Below are 16,538 nucleotides of genomic sequence, written 5' to 3' on the forward strand. Positions count from 1 at the left end.
CTTATTGGTTTTCGAGCTCTTCCTTGCTTACCAGACTAACTAAAGCGTTTACAGCCTGTTCGGCATCCGCGCCTTCTGCACTAATCTGGATTTCCGTACCTGTGCTAATTGCAAGGCTCATGATCCCCATGATACTTTTTGCATTAACTTTTTTGTCGTCCTTCTCGACGAACACTTCAGACGAGTACTTATTCGCTTCTTGAACGAACAGTGCCGCAGGTCTGGCATGGAGACCCGTTTTCAAACGGACAACTACCGGGTGCTTTGTCATGGAAACTTACCCCCTATTATGAAATCTGGACATTAAATACACAATTATATTTATACAACATTATACCATTAACCCGTGCAGGACACTAGAAGAAAAAACTCAGGGTGCTTTAGAGGACATTATCTTGCCCTAATTTCATCTTTTGCACAGCGCATCCAATGACCTAAGTAAGTTCCCTAGGTCCTTAACGGTTGACTTTCCCGGCCTTTCTGTTCAGCAGAAACAGCCGACCTTGTTACTTTACCCTACTCCGTCTTAACCATAACGTTCTGTGCGTACTTTCTCAGCCAGCTCATCAATTTTACGAAGCCGATGGTTCACTCCCGACTTGCTAACTGTACCTTTAAGGAGCTCGCCTACTTCTTTCAAATTGATATCTGGATGAGCGAGTCGAACCTCCGCCACCTCGCGAAGTTTCTCAGGCAACGATTCCAGACCAACTTCCTTTTGTAACAACCGAATATTATCGATTTGTCTTACCGCCGCTCCAATCGTTTTATTCAGGTTGGCGGTCTCACAATTGACAATCCGGTTAACGGAGTTACGCATATCACGCATAATTCGTACATCTTCAAACTTGAACAAGGCCTGATGAGCACCAATGATGCTGAGCAGCTCAATGATTTTCTCGCCTTCCTTAATGTATAGGATGAATCCTTTTTTCCGTTCTATGCACCGGGCATTCAGATGAAATTCATTGGCCAGATCAACTAGTGCCTGACAGTGCTCTTCATACATGGACGCAATCTCCAGATGGTACGAGGAACCTTCCGGGTTATTAACCGATCCACCGGCCAGAAATGCACCGCGAAGATAGGCACGTTTACAACAGTTCTGCTGAAATAACTCCGTATTAATTCCTGGCGTAAACAGAAAACCTTCCGATACAATATGAAGACTGTTGAGAATCTCTTGTACCATAGTTGGAATTCGAACAATATATACATTGTTCTTTTTCAGCCGCATTTTTTTGCGGACCAGTAGTTCCGTATGCACTTGAAAATGCTTTTTAAGCAGAGAGTATGCCCGTCTTGCAATGGCGGCATTCTCCGTCGAAATATCCAAGATCACTTTTTTATTCGATAACTGCACTGCACCAAGCATACGGATGAGGGCTGAAAGTTCCGCCTTTTCGCAGCACGGTTCGCTCTCGATCATGGTTAACTCTTTTTTGGTCTGTGCTGCAAACGACATGGGACTTCACCTCTTCCGTAACATCCAATTTTGTACCAGTTGGTAGATGTGATGACTTAACTTGTCGGCATCATGACGCAGATAGGTTTTGAACAGAACAAGAGTATCTGCAACCACCTGATAACCGGCACTTTCGAGTACATTCATATCCAGTACAACCGGTTTTGCTCCTTTTTCCGCATACTTATTTTGCACTTGCAGCGGAATATCACCATTATTTACGATAACATAGTCGAAGAGCTGATGACCTATGTGCTCATGTACCGCCTTAAGGTGGTCACTTACCGTATAGTTATCTGTTTCTCCTGGCTGTGTCATAACATTACAGATAAACATCTTCACCGCATCAGCCTCTACCACAGCTTCTGCAAGCTTAGGTACGAGCAGATTGGGAAGGATGCTTGTATAGAGGCTGCCTGGCCCGATCAGAATGGCGTCAGCTTGACGAATGGCCTCTACTGCCTCTGGCAACGGCTCCACGTGATCCGGTTCAAGGAAAACACGTTTGATGCGTCCACCTGCCTCAGGGATCTTGGACTCGCCTGTAATAATTGTCCCATCTTCCATCTCGGCATGCAACACAACGGCCTGGCCTGCGGCTGGTAATACCTCACCTCGAACGGCAAACACGCGGCTAAGCTCCCGCACTGCGGTCACAAAGTCGCCCGAAATATCCGTCATTGCAGCCAAAATCAAATTTCCCAAGCTGTGGCCTGCAAGCCCCGCGCCTGTATTGAAACGGTACTTCAACATATCTGAAAGCAATGGTTCTACATCAGCCAGTGCCGTAAGCACGTTGCGAATGTCGCCCGGAGGCGGCATTTGTAGCTCATTGCGCAGGATGCCTGAACTTCCACCGTCATCTGCAACCGTGACGATGGCCGTGATATCCAGCGGCTTCTCTTTCAAACCGCGTAACATCACGGATAATCCGGTTCCGCCGCCCATTACAACTATTCTCGGACGTTCTCTTCGTGGTCCGGCCTCTTTCATCCCTTCACCCTCTTCAATGACGGTCCCGGTCAGCGTCGCGATGGCTCACGGTGACAGCTTCTGTCTCGCTGCTTCCCAACATCTTGCCCAAATATTCCGATATTGCTACCGAACGATGCTTGCCTCCGGTACAGCCGATTCCAATAATAACCTGGCTTTTGCCTTCCTTCCGGTATTGCGGAATCAGGAAATGCAGCATATCCAGCAGCTTGGTCAGAAACGCCTGTGTCTCTGGCCACTTCATAACATATTCGTACACATCACTATTCTGTCCCGTATTTGGTCGCAAATGCTCAATATAATGCGGATTCGGTAAAAAACGTACATCAAACACCAGATCAGCATCAATCGGAATGCCATACTTGAATCCAAACGACGTAATATTCACCGACAACATTTGGCTTTCCAGATGAGAAAAGCGGGATATGATGCGTTCTTTCAGTTGAGCAGGCTTCATTGTACTAGTATTCAATACCTGAGTCGCAGAGTTTTTGAGTTCCTCCAACATCTTGCGTTCCAGTCGGATGCCGTCCAGCGGCATGCCCTCAGGAGCCAGTGGATGTCTGCGCCTGCTTTCTTTGTAACGCTGAACAAGTACAGAATCTGTAGCATCCAGGAATAAAATTTCGCAATGAATGGTAAAATGATCTTTAATATAGTTCAAAGACTCGGACAGAGCCGTAAAGAATTCACGCCCGCGCAGATCGATAACCAATGCAACCTTACCAATCTTGCCGTTTGACTGTTCAATTAGTTCCGCAAATTTCGGAATCAATACCGGTGGCAGATTATCCACACAGAAGAAACCCAGATCTTCCAGGCTTTGTACTGCAATGGTTTTACCTGCCCCGGACATGCCCGTAATGATAATGAGCGTGGCGCCTGTGCCTGGTGAGCCTTCACCTTCAAGCATAAATGTCCCCTCCTTATCATATTGCTGTATTCATATATTGTTACGAGGTTACTAGGAACGCAAGAGAAGACCTGCCGCACCCACAATACCTGCATTATTACCAAGTGTAGCTTCCAGAATCTGAACCCCTTCTTGCAGCGGTTCCGGTGTCAGCTTGGCAAATACGGTACGTATTTCATCGAACAAGAAGTTGCCCGCTTTGGATACGCCACCACCAATGATGAACATCTCCGGGTTAATGACAGCAGCTACAGTAGCCATGGACTTGCCCAGGTAGAAGGCCGCACGGTTTACAATGCGCTGTGCCACTTCATCGCCTGCCTTGGCAGCATCAAATACTTCTTTGGCTGCAATCTTGTCGACAAGTGCCAGTGACGTATGATCACCACGTTCTACTGCATCCTTCGCCATACGGATAATTCCTGTTGCAGACGATACTGTTTCTACACATCCCATTTTACCACAACCGCACTTGATGGCCTCCAAGTCAGGTACAACACTGATATGACCCAGCTCACCAGCCATACCCGAGAAGCCTTGATAGATGTTCCCATTCAAGATCAAGCCTCCGCCAACGCCTGTGCCGAGTGTATAACATACGCAGTTGTCTACGCCTTTGCCGGCACCTGCCCATACTTCACCCAGTGCAGCCACGTTTGCATCGTTATCTATTTTGATTGGCTTGCCCAGACGTTCTTCCAGAATCGAACGAATGGCCACATTCCGAAATCCAATGTTAGGGGCATGAACGATAATTCCCTCGCGTACATTCGTGAAACCGGCCACTCCAGCACCTACACCCTCAAGCTGTTCCCAACTGTATGGTGATTCGGCTACGATATGTCGGACATACTTCTCGATGTTGGCGATGACCGTGTCTACGCCCTTATCCACTTCAGTCGGTCCTTCATACGTATGCATTAGCTGACCTTGTTCATCGCATATACCGACCTTGATTGCTGTTCCGCCGAGATCGACCCCAACGTAGATTTTCTCAGACATGCTGCAAGCCACCTTTATCTATCTAAAATAGTTTAAGTCCTACGTACCAACTATAATTGAAGGATACGCCTGGGTCAAGACGATAAGAACTCGGATACACCATGCTCCGTTAGGGTTGTGAACCACATCACATAGCATTTTTGAATACGTATACAATCTTATTACCTTCATTTATAAACGCACGCTTCATTCCTTCCTCCATAACAGAGGAAGCCTCAACTCATGATATTGCATCACCACTCGTTCCATTCATAAAAGATCAACATCGTCCCCTCATATAGGTGACTCGTCTTATGCCCCCCACCACCTGTCATTCCCATGCAGAAAGCGATCTATTGACGTATTGCCAACAAAAAAGCGCCTTCCATGGTTGGAAGGCACCTTACTTTTCACAAATATCTGAAGTTGTTCAATTGGATTGAACTCAGCCATTCTTCAGCTATACGTCACAACTTCGTTTCCAAACGTACCGGCTCTTCTGTTTTCTCCATCTTATTCACATCCAGAATATCAAGCAGGAAGACGAAAATCGGAATACCAATGATCAGCCCCCAGATCCCCAGGAAGTGTTGCGACAGAATCAGTACGATAAAGGTGTAGAACATCGGCAGTTTGGTCTTATGTGCCATCAGTTTTGGATTCAGGAAATACGTCTCCAAGGCATGAATTACAATAATCATGATGATCACAATAATACTTAATTTCAGTCCACCCATCTGATACCCAATCAGACAGAGCGGTACAAGTGAGATAATAACCCCAGCAACGGGAACCAGACTGAGCAGGAACACCAGAATGGTCAGAGCGAACAGATACGGGAAACCCAGAATCCATAAGCCCAAGATCGTCAGCACTGTATTGAACACCGCAATCAGAAGCTGTGCCTCGATGACTTTACCAAATGAAGACACGAATTTGTCTCCAAGATAAGCTACTTCATTATAGAACCATCCAATTTTACTTGTTTTGAACTTGGACGTAAACTTGGATATCTCCTGCTTCTGCAACAAGAAGAACAGACTCAGAATGATAACGAGCAGAATAAACTCCAGCCATTTGCTCAAAGCGAAAATATATTTCAATGCATCATTGGTGTAATTTTTAATATCGAAGGATTGAAGATAACCCGCAATTTTGGATGCAAAATTATCACCGTCTGCACTATCCAGAAATTTCATAATCTCGTTCGTTAACTGAACGACCTGATCCACGATCCGCGGTGAATATCTGGAAATGCCAAGCACAATGACTGCGATCACAATCATATAGAGCAGGATGACTACAACTTTATAGTTGATTGGAAACAACCGATTCAAACCACCTGTAATGAAATGCTGTAACCTGTTCATGACATACGTCACCAGGAACAACAGCAGAATCATGTGCAGCATACTCCCCATACTGAACAAAACTAAACAGAACAAGAGCAGGATCAAAAACCGTCTCACTGTCGCATTCTGTAACCAATCTTTTATCATTTCCCCCAAAATCTTCACCTCACAGCTAATATGCCCCATATGTATACGAACTCATGCCCACTGTAGTTTCAAAAAAAGAGAAGCCTTCCGGCTTCTCTCATTTCATGAGACTTCCCGTTGTCTCTTATTCCTAACATATGCCTAACCTCACGCATGTAATGCTTATTTATCCAACGTTTCGCTCCAATCATGGACAATGCTTCCTTCAAGGAACTTCTCACAATCCATGGCGGCCATACATCCGGATCCTGCAGCTGTAATGGCTTGACGATACTTCGTATCCTGAACATCACCACAGGCGAATACACCCGGAATATTGGTCTCCGTTGTTCCCGGTTTAACGACAACATAGCCATGTTCGTCCAGTGCGATCGCATTACCCAGGAATCCGGTATTCGGTGTGTGACCAATGGCAACGAATACGCCATCTGCTTCGAGCAACTCTTCCTGCCCCGTCTCGTTGTTGCGCACCTTCAGCCCTTTGACACCCAGCGCTTCAGGTACGACCTCGAGTGGAGTACGGTTCAGCGCCCACTTCACCTTTTCATTGCTACGAGCCCGATCCTGCATAATCTTGGATGCACGTAATTCATCCCGGCGGTGAACCAATGTCACGTCTGTTGCAAAACGAGTCAGGAAACTCGCCTCCTCCATCGCGGAGTCTCCACCGCCCACGACCACGATTTTTTTGCCTCGGAAGAAGAAGCCGTCACATGTCGCGCATGTACTTACACCACGTCCCACATTTTCCTGCTCGCCCGGAATACCAAGATAACGAGCGGAAGCACCTGTGGAGATAATGATCGACTCAGCTTCCAGTTCACCGATTCCTCCAACTTTGACCTTGAAGGGCGGTTTACTGAAATCAACCTCTTCCACCCAACCGTTTTTAAATTCCGCTCCAAAACGTTCAGCTTGCTTACGCATGTTGTCCATCAGTTCCGGACCCATGATACCTTGCGGGAAACCGGGGAAATTCTCAACTTCCGTTGTCGTCGTCAATTGACCACCCGGCTGAAGACCTTCGATAACCAGTGGTTTCAGATTAGCACGAGCCAGATATATCGCTGCTGTCAGACCCGCAGGTCCCGTTCCGATCACAATCGTTCTGTATTTAGACATATAGATACAGCCTCCTTAATTAAGGTAAGAATGTGTTGTACTAGCGATGAACTTGCCAAGATGATATCCTACAGGCGTTTACGAGGCCCATTCGTTAAGTTTACCCGTTTTCCCGGTTGTTGTATCCTTCACCTGATGATGTCTTTCTGAAAACGAGTTGAAGCGAACTTTCTATACTAGTGGTGGCTTGCTGTTACAAACCGAATGAATCTGTTTAGCATACTTGCTAACCGTTGATGCCGATATCCCATACCGCTCAGCAATGCTTTGATAGGTAACGGGCCGACTGTGATTCTTCGCTGCCAAATACTCAAGTCCTGCAGCCCAACCCTCAATCTGTTTCGTACCCGGAACCTCCGGATGTACCCGGGATACATAATCCGTCCAGAGCCGTTCCATCTCTTGCTGCAACTCAGCCTTTGCTTCAGACATCTGTAACGCACGATCAACAACAGCCTGCCAATGGGAGGTTGAGCCACTGTCCGATTGCTCTGATGTGGATGGAACCTTCCCAATAGACTTCAAGGCTACAGGAGAAAAGGGTCGAACAACCTGAGAATTCCGATCCTCATGTTCAGCCGATTTCAATTCGTTCAGTACAGTTTGTGCTGCCTCAAGCAGATCCTGTTCTTCTCCAGGCTCTTCAATAAAGGATTGCAAAGCCTGCTGCACCTCATAGTCACCGATCATCCCAAGCGCATGAATAACCTGTAGCTTGGTTGCCCGATCACCATGACGCAATGCCCAGAAGAACGATGAACGAATCAGTGGATCATTCTTCATTTCTTCAGGTATGCCACTACCATAGTTCTCCCACTGTCTGAACTGCTCATCAAATGGCAGATGATAGTGATAGCTCAGCTTCTCTGGCTCTTGCTCGCCTTGTTTTACAGCCTCAAGACCTGACAGATAATACCGGGATACTTCGGAACCCGGATCAAGCTTGGACACATGATGCCATAAACGCTCAGCAGCATCATAACGTTCTGTATTATAAGCCGCCACCGCTGCATAATGAGCAAGTGCCGGATCAGCAGCTGTCTCTTCGTCCTTGAGCAAACGCCTGAAGTGAACATAAGCCGTATCGTGTTGGCCCAGAATTCCCATCGTTGTCGCCAGTTTGTAGACTTGTTCGTGCTGGAATGGCACGATGACACGCAATTTTTTGATCAGAAGCAAAACCTGATCAGCCCGGTTCTCATTTTGATGGAAAATGGCCAGATTACAGAGTGCATGCAGATTACCTGGTTCCTGTTCAAGTACTTCGGCAATGGTCTCTTTTGCTTTGGAAAAAAGACCCATATAATAGTAGGCGAGTGCCAGATTGTTACGGGCAGCCAAGTAATCAGGGTAATCAGAAGACATGCCTTCGAGCAATTCAGCAGCCTGTGCAAATTTCCCTTCTTCCAACAGTTCCCGTGCCTGATCGTGCTCCACTACACCTTTGCGTGATTTGATTCGATTCAGTTTGGTCGGACGATCCAGCTCATAATACAGAAGCTCCATCATCTCTTCGGCTTCCGTCATGAACTGACCTTGGGTGTCCTCCTCCAGATAGGTAACAAGTGCTTGCTCGGCTTCCTCAAACCGATCCATATTTGCATAATTGTTCGCCATATAGAAATAACATTCCGTCATCGACGGATCTACCACTTCCAGCACGTTAGCCAGAATGGCATTGGAGGCTTCGTAATCCCCCTTCTCCGATAATATACCCGCCATATTACAATGATTTACCGGATTTTCCGGTTCGTACTCAACAGCTTTGCGAAAATATTTTAATGCCTTGTCAACATGATTACGGTCCAGCGAGCGGACAGCTCTTTCAAAAAAGAAAGAAGCATCCAAGTGAATCGGTATAATATTGGCAAGGTGTCCCTCAGCCCGCACTAGCTTGCCCTTCATCTTCCAAGGCACCTCCTCTTTGCATTTCATTCATACTCTTCAGTATACCACATCTTAAGGCCCACTTCTCAATATGTAGTTTCATGTCGTTTATGAAAAAAATGCAAAAGAAGGTGATATTCCATTTTGCGGAAACCTATCACCTTGGAGCGTTGTTTATTCTAAGGAAACCCGTCTTTTCCTAGAGGCTCCTGCACTCGCTTGTCACAGGATTTCTTTGCAGTATTGCATTAGTCCATCCCTGTCGGATACGCGACGTCTAACTGGATTCGGATCGGATCGGATCGGATCGGTTATGATGAGATGAGTGTAGTTTATGGTATTATTATCCTTATTGTCCTTTTTAGTAGTTTATCTCCATTAAATTAAATCAAACAACCTGTATTGGCTCTGACCCTCAACCTTATGATTTGCGTATCTAATTATAAAAATAAAGGCGGCATCATTACTATTTAGGAGGGTGTTATATTGATGATCTCGAAAATAAAACCACTTGTACTCATCTTTATATGCTTGTTTGCTTTGAATGGATGTTCAAAAGATATAGAAAACATAGAAAATAAGTTCACATTAGATAATGTACTGAAAGCGCTCGAGTCTCAAGAACTGGATTTAGTGTCCTTTGGTATCACCGGATATCCTTTGAAATTAAATGATGTTGTACCTGAGGTGTACTCCGTTGAAACGCCAGGGCAAGAAGATCCGTACAACCCTGAATTTATACATTTTTATATTTTCGATTCTGATAAGGATCGCATCAACGGAACAAAAGAATTCAACAAACACATGGAAAGTGCCCATTTTACAACGTTCCCTTTTCTATATGAGAAAAGAAATGTTCTTATCGTTTACTGGAGCCAAACCAAAGATAATCCTCTGTTCACTAAACCAATAGAAACTGCGTTAGAGCAACTGAAATGATGATAGTCCATATATTACGGACTGAGCTTAACAGTGGGAATATCTTTTTAGAACGTTAATTGCAGTCATTCCTAAAAAAAGAAGACCGAGCATTTGGGCTCGGTCTTCTAACTGTTATGGCTTAAATATCTAATAAATCTAGATCTTCGACGCCATCGAAGGAGAAAGTGAAATTTGAATGGTTTTATCAAACGGTGTCATGAAATTGACCAGCACAACCTTGCACTTGTCCGGTAATTTTGCCTCCCGCACTGTTGCAGCCAGATGCCCCAGCTCGCCCCCGGTAATCTCCAGCCAGTCTTCTCCGCAGGTATAGCGTAATGTACCGCCTTTCCACAAATAGTGACCCTCACTCGTTTCAATTGCGTCCTCACAGGTCAGTTCACCTTCGCTTCCGAATACAAAGGACAACTGCATCATGATATCCTCCGGTTCCTGTCCAGATATATGCATGTTCCATCCGTTTTCCGTTGGCTGTAATTCTGCTCCTACACGGAAGGTCTGCTCATGAGTAAGCTGACGACTCTGATGAGGTAGCAAATACCATGGACTGATGGCTGATGCTGCTGATTCCGGTAACAGGTTTGCAGGAACTGGACCATAGTAGCCTTTTTTCTGCTCACCAGTCAGACGATACCCTTCGGACAGCCTCGTCATTTGCTGCATAGGTACATACCCTGGATTAAAGTAAGAGGCCAGTTGCACAGCCAGCAGACGCACATTGCCATGACGAAGAGCGAAGAAGGAAGGAACTTCTGTCATCACTGTCACGCTAGTAGCTCCATCCCGAATTCGGGCTACGGGAGCACCAAAGTCCGTATGCATCCGACTGTGAGAGATACGTCCGTGATGCCCTACTGCGTCCATCTGCTCCAGATATTCTCCCCGTACAAAATGTTCATTCAGCATGACCTCATACTGTTCCGGTAATGAATCACGTGCGTCATTTGTCTGCTGAAGCTCCGGCTCAAGCATTAATCGAATGAGCGTATTCACCGAGCATACACCCGGATCTGTCAGTGTATCTCCCGCCCAAGCTGCCATACCAGCAAAGAGTGGATCACCATCCAGCCGTGCCAAAATGGCATAAGGCAGGTAGTAAGGTGACAGATCATGAACACTGCCCAGATCCTGTCGCCCAGAATAATCTGTAACAATTTCACCCGTAGGATGGACCAGATACACCATCATGCGGAGATTAAGCCTCACCGGTTCCAGCAGTTCAGGACGATTGAGCAGGCGTGCAGCATGAATTAACATGATGTCGCTAACTGCGCTGTATATCCCATTGCTCCGTTCTGTCCACTCCCCATCGGGTGTAATATCCATGCCTTCATTCATCCACTGCTCTGCGCGCTGCACAGCTTCCTCCAGGTCAAATAGTTCATGCAGGAAACCGAGCGCCGCGCATAGCACCCAGCGATGATTGGGCGTATGACAACCTCCCGTAAGCATGGTCGGAATCGTGCGTTCCAGAAAGAGCCTCATATTGTTTAGTACAGGTTGCAGTGGCTTCCATTGCTGCTGCAGAAGAAGCTGATACAACTGTGAGTACCCCACAACAACAAATGCGGTATCGGGAGGGGAATGGTAATTGGTCCAGCCTGGCGATATTGAACCATCTTCATGTTGGAAGCGAAGTACAAATTCCGTAGCTAACAGCAGTCGATTTAACAACGCCTCATCCCGGTAATAGATGGAGTCCGGATTGGAGATCGCAGCCCCCCAGTAACACATATCCGTGGGCGTTCCAGTCGTGTGGTTGACCCAGGCAACACCTGTGTAGGGATCAATTGTCCCTCCATAGTAACGGCTTTCCGGGTCAAGCATCTGCCGGGATATGCCTCTTTCTACCGCTCTGTCATTACTGTCCACCAGTTGTTTGTACATGTGCAGTTCCCTCCATACCAATGCATTCTCCCGATGTGCGAAGTATGTTGCTTCAGCGCCTTCAATTTAGACCTGAAGCCTACCCATACCGCCCGTAGGTGAGTTCATTTTTTTCTCGTCAGTATATACCATATACCGCCAAAAGTCGCTAGAAAATACTTGCTTGTTTTACTACATATTTAGGGGTCCTCGTCACTGAGGAAACAGTCGTTGAACACACGCTGTGAAGACGCCAACTGTTTCCCACATCACCGTGCCTACTCTGTCACTCCAAGCTTCTTCATAAGCAAGTCATGACTCTCGTGGATTTCTTCTGCCTTACAGGCAGACTTCAACTCATACACCTTCACCTGTGCCCGGCGAATCATCGGCAGATAGGCATCGTAGAAGTTCATATCCTTACTGTGTACATACGGGCACCAGTGATCAGAGAGACCAAGTGTCTCATGGATATGGACCCCTACGATATCATCCATCAGGCCCTGCATTTCTCCCACACTGTCATAAAGGCCCATTCGATCCATCATGATGGCATGACCGGTATCGTACCAGATACCAACCGGAGCCCCTTTGAGGGCCTTGATGATGGTCTTGGCTTCGGCAAGGGTAGGAATCTGTTGTGGTCGCGATCTTGTCTCGATGCCAAAACGAACATCCAGACCTTTAGCTGCCGCCCGATTGCATACCTCATCCAGACTGGCGATAATTTTCTCCACATACCCTGAACTGAGGGCTTCCCGCCGCTCCACCAATTCAGCCCATTTGCTGCGATACTTCGGTGAATCCGGACCTTCCTCGTTATAGATCTTTCCAAGGTCTTTGCTGATATCCTCAGGAAAAGGTACTTCTCCGGGGTGCACAACAACAGCTTCTCCCCCATAACGCTGGGCATATTCAGCCGACTCTACCAGCAATTCGATCGCCCGCTTACGTTTCACTTCATCTTCGAAGCCGAGCAAGATGGAATCCGTACCGTAGTCTGGATCAGGGTCATGTGGAAAAGTGTTGTGGACACTAGAAATTCCGATCTCTCTACGCTCAATCATGGGCTCAATCGTCGTGAGCATCTCCTTCGTCACATTATAATTGAGCTCCACCCGACGAAAGCCGAGATCCGCAATCTCCCGTATCATATCTTCCCCGACATCATGTTTTCGAATATTCCAGCATGTGGAGAACGAGTATTCTCCCTTATCTCTTCCCTGCATATTACGTTCCTTCTCCTTCCCCAATTGTGATGTTTAGCGTGTATGGGAACTACGAAGTTATCCTTTAACCGCTCCCAGCATGGCACCGCTGACAAAATACTTTTGCAGCCATGGATAGACAAGCAGAATAGGTACAGTTGCGAATACAACTGTGGCTGCCTTGAGACTTTCCGGAGTCAGTTGTGTGCGGTTAGCACCTTCCATCAATGTAAGCTCACTCACCATGTTGTTTTGAACCATTTGGAAGAGCTTAAGTTGTAGTGGATACAACTTGGGATCATTAATATACAACAGTGAATCCTGGAATCCATTCCAGCGACCAACCGCATAGAATAACGCTAATGTGGCAAGTACAGGCATGGATAATGGCAGTATGATTTTGAATAGCGTGTGTACATGTGAGCTGCCGTCAATTTCTGCTGATTCTTCCAGACTTTCAGGAATGCCTCTGAAGAATGAGATCAGGATAATCAGGTTAAACGGACTTACCAGTCCCGGTAAGATCAGTGCCCAGACTGAATTAAGCATGTTGAGATCACGTATGAGCAAATACTCGGGAATCATCCCGCCACTGAAGAACATCGTAATGATGATGACATACATGAAAAGCTTGCGCCCTTTCAATTTTTTCTTGGTTAACGGGTATGCAGCAGCAAGTGTGAATAACATGCACAGCACTGTGGTTACCACTGTCAGAACAGTCGTAAAGCCCAGTGAATATAGCATGGATTGATCAGAGAATACTTGAATATACGAATCCCAGTTAAATTCTTTAGGAAAAATGGTCACTTCTCCCGAAGTAATAGCCCGGTTAGAACTTAGAGATATCGCAATGGTGTGCAAAAATGGAGCCAGACAGAATATAACAAATAAACTGATAAAGGAGATATTAACGATATCAAAAATCCGATTTGAGGTGCGTTCACTCATATGCGCACAGCTCCTTTACTGATGGTCTATACATACAAGCCGATTGGCGTATCTTTCATGCTTTGATAACTTATAAAATGCCTTCGCCGGTTGCCTTTTTTGAAATATAGTTAGAGCCGAGTACAAAGATTAGCCCTACAACAGCTTGGAATAGTCCTACAACAGTTGCAAGCGTGTATTGTCCTGATTCAAGACCAACTCTGTATACAAAGGTACTGAGTACATCGGAATATTCACGCACGGCTGTGTTACCGATAATATAAGGCCGATCAAAACCGATGCTGACCATATGTCCGAGATTAAGAATGAGCAAGGTCACAATGGTTGGTTTAATACTTGGCAACGTAATATGCCAGATTCTCTTCAGTCTTGAAGCTCCGTCAATCTCGGCAGCCTCAAACAATTCCTTATTCACCCCGGTTAATGCCGCCAAATAAAGAATGGTACCCCATCCTGCACTCTGCCAGACACCTGTGAACAGGTACGTCACAAGCCATGGGTTTTTCTCTGTCAAAAATGGTATTGAATTTAAGCCCATACTCTCCAGCACACCGTTAACCATACCGGATTGATTGCCGAACAATTGGTATACAATTCCCCCGATAATAACCCAGGAGATAAAGTGAGGAATATACAGAATCGTTTGCGATATTTTTTTAAACCATTTAAATCGAACTTCATAGAGCATGATGGCCAATATAATTGGAGCAGGGAACGAAACAAGCAGGTCTAGGAAATTTAGCATGAAGGTATTTCGTAATGTGGTGTAGAAGTCCCGCATTCCAAATACTTCACGGAAAGCATCGAAACCGATCCACTCACTCCCGTTGATGCCCTGAAACAAGTTGAAATCCTTAAAAGCGATCTGAACCCCGTACATTGGGCCGTAACGAAAGATCAAGAAGTAGATCAGAGGCAGTGAGATGAGCGCATATAATTGCCAATACCTTTTCAAGTATGTGATGGTCAAGTCGGTTTCCTCCTATCAACAGAGAAACGGCTGTGCCGCCCATACCGGCGGCACACGTTTCTTCCAAAGTTATACGGTAAATTACATATTGATTTAGTAATCACAAGATGAACCTGGTTATTAGATAACGCTTACTGAAGTGCTGCTTCAAGCTCTTTCTTCAGTTCTGTACCACCCAGTGACATGAAATCATTCATTTCTTTTTCATATACCGCTTCGAAGTCTGCCGGTTTGGCCATCGCAGTTTTCACAATAAGCACTTTCAACTTATCATTTAGCGCTGTACCATATTTAGATTCTGCTTCGATTGGTTTGCTGAAGATAACCGGTCCGATCGTATCCGTATTAGCGATATCAATGGACTGTCTCATCAGCTCTTGGTTACGTTCTGGGAAGCCTGCAATCCATGCGGCTTCATTGGCTGCCTGATCTCCAACTACTTTACCGTTGGCAATGATGGCCATGTCACCACCGTTGTAGACACGATCTTTGACATCCTGTGGTGCATCATCTTTAACAACTGGAACACCATCAACCTTATCGTAATTTTCACCTTCGACACCGGTGTTCATCTCCAGCAAGTTCGTTCCAGAAGCCATCCAGTCTAGGTATTTCACAGCTTCAACCGAACGTTTGCTGCTTTTTGGAATCATGATGTACATACCGTTGCTACCATAACGTGATTTGATGTGTTTGTTGTCCACATTCGCATTAGTGTAAGCGTCAACTGCTACAACTTTGCTATCCGGTACATTTTTGGACAAATTATCAAGCATACCATCTGCATACAGAATCTGACCTACGTCCTCAGACATGTACCCAATATTACCGTTCTGGAAGTCTTTGACCAATTGCGTTTTTTCTTCGTCAAGACTGAAGTCTTTGCTGATCAGACCTTCATTGTAAAGCTTGTTAAGGAACTGCATCGCATCTTTGAAGCCATCATGCAATGGTAGCTCGTAACGCTGACTGTACGTAAGCCCATCTTGTACGGGTTTAATAAAGGAGTAGATCAATGTTTCGTACTGCGCTGGGGCAAGTGCCATACCCATTGGGATGTTTTTGCTGCCCAGATTGCCCGGATCTTTCTCTTTGAATGCTTTCAACGTTTCGTACAGCTCATCCGTTGTTGTTGGAGCATTCATGCCGACTTTATCGAGCCAATCCTGGCGGATATATGAGTTGTAACGAGCCGTAATGGCACGTTTACCCGGAATAGCGAATTGCTGACCTTCCAGCTGACCGAATTTCAACAGGTCTTCGCCGAGATATTCTTTTAAGTTAGGTGCATGTTCATTAAGGAGTTCACCCACCTCAGTTAGCCCACCTTGCTGAGCATAACGGTAGAACACACTGGAGTCGTATACAAACACAATATCTGGAACGTCGCTAGGGCTGGCCATTAAAACGTTGAGCTTGGTTGTTTCTTCTGAACGTTGAACAGGTACGAATTGCACATCAATGTTATTCGGATCGCCGAATTTCTCTTGAACAAATTTAGTTAAGTAGTTGTTCGTGATCGTATGTGGAGAAGGACTGTTACCACGATCAAAAACCTCCACTTTCAAAGTAACACGCTCACCATTAGTTGTTGCCCCACCTTCAGCCGACTCTTGATTGGATGGTGAAGAACATCCTGCCAGCAACGAAACTCCCATTATCATCGTAAGCGCCAAACCTACCCATTTCTTCGTTTTCCCTGTGGTTGTTGTTCTTGTCATTTAGTCATCCCCTTTTACTT

Annotated in this window: 14 protein-coding genes; 1 reads left to right on the top strand and 13 read right to left on the bottom strand. The window is 45.9% G+C overall.

Annotated features, from left to right (window positions below; genetic code table 11):
- Position 1 precedes the first annotated feature (1 nt).
- The 8 genes from NSQ38_RS04270 to NSQ38_RS04305 form a co-directional block, all read right to left on the bottom strand.
- Positions 2–271 carry an HPr family phosphocarrier protein gene (locus NSQ38_RS04270; RefSeq protein ID WP_017691248.1) on the bottom strand — a complete coding sequence of 90 codons (270 nt, stop codon included), beginning with the start codon at positions 269–271 and terminating at the stop codon, positions 2–4.
- Between the two features lie 255 nt (positions 272–526).
- A complete protein-coding gene (gene whiA / locus NSQ38_RS04275) occupies positions 527–1,465 on the bottom strand; it encodes a DNA-binding protein WhiA (protein WP_091038642.1) in 939 nt (312 codons plus the stop codon).
- 6 nt (positions 1,466–1,471) lie between these two features.
- Complete coding sequence (locus tag NSQ38_RS04280) at positions 1,472–2,458, bottom strand: YvcK family protein (RefSeq protein ID WP_017691250.1); 987 nt, start codon at positions 2,456–2,458, stop codon at positions 1,472–1,474.
- 13 nt (positions 2,459–2,471) lie between these two features.
- Positions 2,472–3,371 (bottom strand): RNase adapter RapZ, encoded by a 900-nt coding sequence (gene rapZ, locus NSQ38_RS04285; protein WP_047841457.1) that lies wholly within the window; start codon positions 3,369–3,371, stop codon positions 2,472–2,474.
- A 51-nt stretch (positions 3,372–3,422) separates the two neighbouring features.
- Positions 3,423–4,373: an ROK family glucokinase gene (locus NSQ38_RS04290; protein ID WP_062837749.1), complete on the bottom strand. Its 951-nt coding sequence runs from the start codon at positions 4,371–4,373 to the stop codon at positions 3,423–3,425.
- 446 nt (positions 4,374–4,819) lie between these two features.
- The gene (locus NSQ38_RS04295; protein WP_339787376.1) at positions 4,820–5,890 is read right to left on the bottom strand and encodes an AI-2E family transporter; all 1,071 of its coding nucleotides are present in this window, start codon (positions 5,888–5,890) and stop codon (positions 4,820–4,822) included.
- 123 nt (positions 5,891–6,013) lie between these two features.
- Entirely contained in the window at positions 6,014–6,973 is a 960-nt protein-coding gene (gene trxB, locus NSQ38_RS04300) for a thioredoxin-disulfide reductase (protein ID WP_036674745.1), read from the bottom strand.
- A 171-nt stretch (positions 6,974–7,144) separates the two neighbouring features.
- Positions 7,145–8,878, bottom strand: a complete 1,734-nt coding sequence (locus NSQ38_RS04305) for a tetratricopeptide repeat protein (RefSeq protein ID WP_338589890.1) — start codon at positions 8,876–8,878, stop codon at positions 7,145–7,147.
- Positions 8,879–9,346: 468 nt separating this feature from the next.
- On the opposite strand from NSQ38_RS04305, the gene NSQ38_RS04310 reads away from it, so the two are divergent.
- Positions 9,347–9,799 carry a hypothetical protein gene (locus NSQ38_RS04310; RefSeq protein WP_339787379.1) on the top strand — a complete coding sequence of 151 codons (453 nt, stop codon included), beginning with the start codon at positions 9,347–9,349 and terminating at the stop codon, positions 9,797–9,799.
- Between the two features lie 138 nt (positions 9,800–9,937).
- Here NSQ38_RS04310 and NSQ38_RS04315 read toward each other — a convergent pair whose 3' ends face one another.
- From NSQ38_RS04315 to NSQ38_RS04335, 5 genes are all read right to left on the bottom strand, one after another.
- Positions 9,938–11,689 (bottom strand): hypothetical protein, encoded by a 1,752-nt coding sequence (locus NSQ38_RS04315; RefSeq protein WP_339787382.1) that lies wholly within the window; start codon positions 11,687–11,689, stop codon positions 9,938–9,940.
- Positions 11,690–11,946: 257 nt separating this feature from the next.
- Entirely contained in the window at positions 11,947–12,897 is a 951-nt protein-coding gene (locus tag NSQ38_RS04320) for a TIM barrel protein (RefSeq protein ID WP_339787384.1), read from the bottom strand.
- Positions 12,898–12,954: 57 nt separating this feature from the next.
- Positions 12,955–13,827 carry a carbohydrate ABC transporter permease gene (locus tag NSQ38_RS04325; RefSeq protein WP_338589882.1) on the bottom strand — a complete coding sequence of 291 codons (873 nt, stop codon included), beginning with the start codon at positions 13,825–13,827 and terminating at the stop codon, positions 12,955–12,957.
- A 70-nt stretch (positions 13,828–13,897) separates the two neighbouring features.
- Positions 13,898–14,797, bottom strand: a complete 900-nt coding sequence (locus tag NSQ38_RS04330) for an ABC transporter permease subunit (protein ID WP_062837760.1) — start codon at positions 14,795–14,797, stop codon at positions 13,898–13,900.
- Positions 14,798–14,928: 131 nt separating this feature from the next.
- Positions 14,929–16,518 carry an extracellular solute-binding protein gene (locus tag NSQ38_RS04335; RefSeq protein WP_339787388.1) on the bottom strand — a complete coding sequence of 530 codons (1,590 nt, stop codon included), beginning with the start codon at positions 16,516–16,518 and terminating at the stop codon, positions 14,929–14,931.
- Between the last annotated feature and the right edge of the window lie 20 nt (positions 16,519–16,538).

It is taken from the genome of Paenibacillus sp. FSL R7-0313, from assembly GCF_037969885.1.
Classification (GTDB): domain Bacteria; phylum Bacillota; class Bacilli; order Paenibacillales; family Paenibacillaceae; genus Paenibacillus.

Excerpts from the sequence above, each read along its gene's own strand:
- NSQ38_RS04270 (WP_017691248.1), bottom strand. The coding sequence starts at position 271 with ATGACAAAGCACCCGGTAGTTGTCCGTTTGAAAACGGGTCTCCATGCC.
- whiA (WP_091038642.1), bottom strand. The coding sequence starts at position 1,465 with ATGTCGTTTGCAGCACAGACCAAAAAAGAGTTAACCATGATCGAGAGC.
- NSQ38_RS04280 (WP_017691250.1), bottom strand. The coding sequence starts at position 2,458 with ATGAAAGAGGCCGGACCACGAAGAGAACGTCCGAGAATAGTTGTAATG.
- rapZ (WP_047841457.1), bottom strand. The coding sequence starts at position 3,371 with ATGCTTGAAGGTGAAGGCTCACCAGGCACAGGCGCCACGCTCATTATC.
- NSQ38_RS04290 (WP_062837749.1), bottom strand. The coding sequence starts at position 4,373 with ATGTCTGAGAAAATCTACGTTGGGGTCGATCTCGGCGGAACAGCAATC.
- NSQ38_RS04295 (WP_339787376.1), bottom strand. The coding sequence starts at position 5,890 with ATGGGGCATATTAGCTGTGAGGTGAAGATTTTGGGGGAAATGATAAAA.
- trxB (WP_036674745.1), bottom strand. The coding sequence starts at position 6,973 with ATGTCTAAATACAGAACGATTGTGATCGGAACGGGACCTGCGGGTCTG.
- NSQ38_RS04305 (WP_338589890.1), bottom strand. The coding sequence starts at position 8,878 with ATGAAGGGCAAGCTAGTGCGGGCTGAGGGACACCTTGCCAATATTATA.
- NSQ38_RS04315 (WP_339787382.1), bottom strand. The coding sequence starts at position 11,689 with ATGTACAAACAACTGGTGGACAGTAATGACAGAGCGGTAGAAAGAGGC.
- NSQ38_RS04320 (WP_339787384.1), bottom strand. The coding sequence starts at position 12,897 with ATGCAGGGAAGAGATAAGGGAGAATACTCGTTCTCCACATGCTGGAAT.
- NSQ38_RS04325 (WP_338589882.1), bottom strand. The coding sequence starts at position 13,827 with ATGAGTGAACGCACCTCAAATCGGATTTTTGATATCGTTAATATCTCC.
- NSQ38_RS04335 (WP_339787388.1), bottom strand. The coding sequence starts at position 16,518 with ATGACAAGAACAACAACCACAGGGAAAACGAAGAAATGGGTAGGTTTG.